4 protein-coding genes are annotated in these 3,518 nt (G+C 70.0%); 2 read left to right on the top strand and 2 right to left on the bottom strand.

The window, feature by feature from the left end:
- Window positions 1–709: 709 nt before the first annotated feature.
- Window positions 710–1,441, bottom strand: a complete 732-nt coding sequence (locus tag KME75_RS40570) for a hypothetical protein (RefSeq protein WP_308283493.1) — start codon at window positions 1,439–1,441, stop codon at window positions 710–712.
- Window positions 1,442–1,516: 75 nt separating this feature from the next.
- Window positions 1,517–2,344 (bottom strand): hypothetical protein, encoded by an 828-nt coding sequence (locus tag KME75_RS40565; protein WP_219420309.1) that lies wholly within the window; start codon window positions 2,342–2,344, stop codon window positions 1,517–1,519.
- A 121-nt stretch (window positions 2,345–2,465) separates the two neighbouring features.
- On the opposite strand from KME75_RS40565, the gene KME75_RS40560 reads away from it, so the two are divergent.
- Window positions 2,466–2,897, top strand: a complete 432-nt coding sequence (locus KME75_RS40560) for a plasmid replication, integration and excision activator (protein WP_219420308.1) — start codon at window positions 2,466–2,468, stop codon at window positions 2,895–2,897.
- Between the two features lie 109 nt (window positions 2,898–3,006).
- Window positions 3,007–3,399, top strand: a complete 393-nt coding sequence (locus KME75_RS40555; protein ID WP_219420307.1) for a hypothetical protein — start codon at window positions 3,007–3,009, stop codon at window positions 3,397–3,399.
- Window positions 3,400–3,518 lie beyond the last annotated feature (119 nt).

The following is a 3,518-nucleotide window of genomic DNA, read 5'->3' as shown; positions in this document are numbered from 1 at the left end:
ATCGCCGCCATCCGCCGCTTCATCGACGCATGGAACGAGCGCTGTGAACCGTTCATCTGGACCAAGGACGCCGAGGCCATCCTGGCCAAAGCGCAGCGTCAAAAGACTTCGGACACGAGACACTAGCTGGCCTGGTCCGCTAGCTTGCGAATGGCGATCTGATTCACGCGCGCTGCCGCGGTACATCGGTGACCTTCAGGGGTTCACGCTTACCCCCGGCGGCGCAGGCGCGGGTGTGGGGGCGTGCAGGTTTGCGCGGGGGGCCATGAGCGGCTTCTGCTCCTGTGGAACCGGCCCGGGCGTGACGTGGCATCGGCAGTCTCGCGCTCGGGCCCCACACTTCCGCTATCCCCTGGTCCTGGCAGCATTGCTCGTCGGAGCGGCGGGGGCAAGGGTGGCGCTTGCGCCATCGCGGAGCGACGCCGTAGGCGCCCTTGCGGCCACCGTGGAGACGTGGATCATCTCCGGCCGAGGGGTCAGGGCATCAGCACGCTACCCGCGCCCGCTCGCACCGAAAGCCGCCCGTTCGCTCCTCTGCACTCGCGCTCCTCGGCGGCTGAGGGGCCGGATAGCCGGACGCGCCGGCCCGACCGGGCCGGAGGTAGAGGGAGTGGTCGGCGGGGCCGGCGTGGCCGGCCCCGCGCGCCGCCGGAGGCGGCGCCTTGATCCCATAGAGGCAGATTCGGCAGCGCGTGTGGTGACGGCGCGGCTACCAGACGGATGGGACTGCTGCCAGGGTCTTGTCGTCGTGCCGCTTCGCTCGGGGCAGCTTTCGGCCGTCGGGGTCGCTATCGGCTTCCCAGTTGTGGAGACGGTGGAGGAGTTGGGCGAGTTGGTCGGAGTCGTAGTGCGCGATCGTCGACCAGTTCTGTCCGTTGTGGTCGACCGCGTCGGCTGCGCCGTCCGTGGCCAGGACGGCCCAGGTGATCGCGTCAGGTCCGAGAGTGCAGGTGATGCCTTGGAAAGCGGCTTTGGGCTCGGCCTCGGCGGTCCAGTAGCCGCCGGGCTGGTTGCGGGCAGTGCCTTGGGCGCGCTGCAGGGTGGCCAGCGCGGCCCGGTGGCCGTCGTCGTAGCCATGGCCAGCGCGGAGCCGAGCTGTGTAGTGCTGGCTCTCGGTGGGTGCGATGCCGGCCAAGCGCTCGTCGGTGAGAACGTGGGCCGTGCTGGCGGTGCCGTAGTGGATGGGGCTGTCACCGAGGACGTAGAGATCCGCAGTGCTCGTCCGGGCGCGCAGGATGCTGACGGTGCTCGACGGAGAGCGGCCAGGCGTGAGGTCCAGCTCGGCGGCGGTGTGGCGGATGGACGCGGCGACGATGCCGGGCAGCCTGGCGGCGGGGTCGTCGTCGAGCCTGGCGGCGATGTGTGCGCCGAGGGTCTGCGCGTAGGTCGCGGGGTCGACTTCGACGGGCACGAACGCACTCGCGCCGTCGAGGACCACCACGGCATGCTCGGCGACGAAGACGCGGTCGGCGTTGCGGGAGCCGCCGGTGAGCTGTGCGGTGTGGACCTTCATGGGTCACCACGGGTGCGGGCCGGTCAGGATCTCGCTGCCGGTCACGGTCAGGCCATCGAGGCGGCAGCGGATGGCGAGGCTGAAGGACTCGTCGCGGGTCTGCTGGTACAGCTCGGCTAGGTGGTGGGCGAGGTAGTGCACGACGCCTCGTGAGCCGGGGCTGTGGATGCCGGCGATGTGCACGATCACCCGGTTTCCGTCACGGCGACGAGAGAGATAGCCGATGTCTCCACGCCCGGGGGGTTGGTCGCCAAGGGGCGATCCAAACCGCTCCCCCGTCGTCTTGTCGAGGATCCACCACCGCTGGTCGTCGCGGACCATGCCGAGCCGCGGGTCACTGTCCATCAGCGCGGCTCCGATTGGGGCCGACTTTGGGCCGCAGATGATCACGCCGTCGCCATTGGGCACGCCCGTCGTGTCAGGCGGGATCGTGAACGGCTCGGCGGTCAGCACGAGGGTGGCGAGCAGCGTCTCCACGTCCTCCTGAGTGGCGAGGTCGGCGGCGTCGACGTAGCGGCGCATGCGGTCGTCGGTGCCCTCGCGCAGCGGCACGCCCACATGGATGGGGCCGACGCCGAAGAACGCGCGCTCGCGACTGGGCGCGCCGGTGCGGATCTGCGTGACGCGGCCCTTCGTGATCCCGAGCGCGGTGGCGATCTCGGTGTAGGTGAGGCCCTGGTCCCGGTGGGCCTCCTCGATCGCCTCGCGGCGCAGCCTTGCCAGCTCTGTCGCGCGCTGCTGATACGCCGCCATGAGTGCGGTAGCCCGACGACCGCGTCGGATCGGGTCCGGGTCGCGCCGGACCGCGTCGAAGTCGTCAAGCTTGCTCATCGCGGCAAGTTTAGGGGGTCTTGACAGCCCTCCGGCAGTCCCCTAACCTCTGTTTACCCCTCCTATACGACCCGCTTCCGCCGGAAGCGATGGTTTAGGGGCCTACACGAGAGGTGATCACATGGCGATCAACGGTCGGTTCAGGGTCTCGATGGGCGACGTTTTCCCGCACGGCGTCTACGTCGTCTCGGAGGTCGAGCCAGTACGCGACTTCGACAAGTCGACGCGGGAGCGGCCGGTGCAGGCGACCGACAAGGAGTCGGGCCTGCTCGTGTGGTCGGTGTCGGTGCTGGATGCAGACCCGGACGCGCGCAAGGACGCCAAGACGGTGACGGTGAAGATCTCGGCTTCGCATCAGCCGGTGCCGCCGGAGGCGATGGCGGGTGTGCCGTTCCGGCCGGTGGAGTTCGACGGGCTGACCGTCACTCCATACGTGAACGAGAACGGCGGCCGGGCGCGGATCGCCTACAGCCTTCGCGCGACCGGTATGCGCGCACCCCACATCGGCTCGGCGAAGCCGGCGCCGCGGGCGACCCCGGGGGAGGCCGCCTGAACCCAACTCATGCGGAGGGGAGCCGCGGCTGCAACCGGGCTCCCCTCCTGATCTCCCAAGAACTCAACCCCTGGCAGGGACACGAGCACTGGAAGGACACCGAGAGTAGATGCACGCCCAGGAGCACGACACCACGCCCGTCCGTCACGAGTACCTCCGCCGCATCGCCGCCGAGATCGACGAGCTGGACCGCCAGAACGCCGAGGCGCGGGCGATGCCGCACCGCACCGACGCCGAGCACGCCGCCCGCGCCGCCCGCCTGGCCCTGATCTGCGCACGCACGTCCGCGTGGTGGGGCGTGCTTGCCCGGAAGACCTACCGCGACCACGACATGCACGTCCTGCACGGGCGGTCGGCCGTGATCGCGGAGCACACCGAGAAGGACCGGGCCCGGTTCTGGCGCGACGCCGCCGCGGACTGGCAGGCCCGCACCGAGCGCCGCCCGACCTCCGACGCCGCCGGGGCCCTGTCGAACTGGCACGAGCTGGGGGTGACGGCATGAGTAGCCCTGTGTCAAGCCGCCGCCGGTTGATCTTGGTTGAGGAGTCGTTGGAGGGCTCCGTGGCGGGCGGGGTCGTAGGTGGTGTGGTCGTGCCAGCAGTGCCAGATGACGTAGAGCCA

This window comes from Pseudonocardia nigra, assembly GCF_019396355.1.
Taxonomy (GTDB): Bacteria; Actinomycetota; Actinomycetes; order Mycobacteriales; family Pseudonocardiaceae; genus Pseudonocardia; species Pseudonocardia nigra.
Note: the sequence above shows the minus strand (reverse complement) of the source record. Positions and strands in the feature narration are given on the sequence as shown.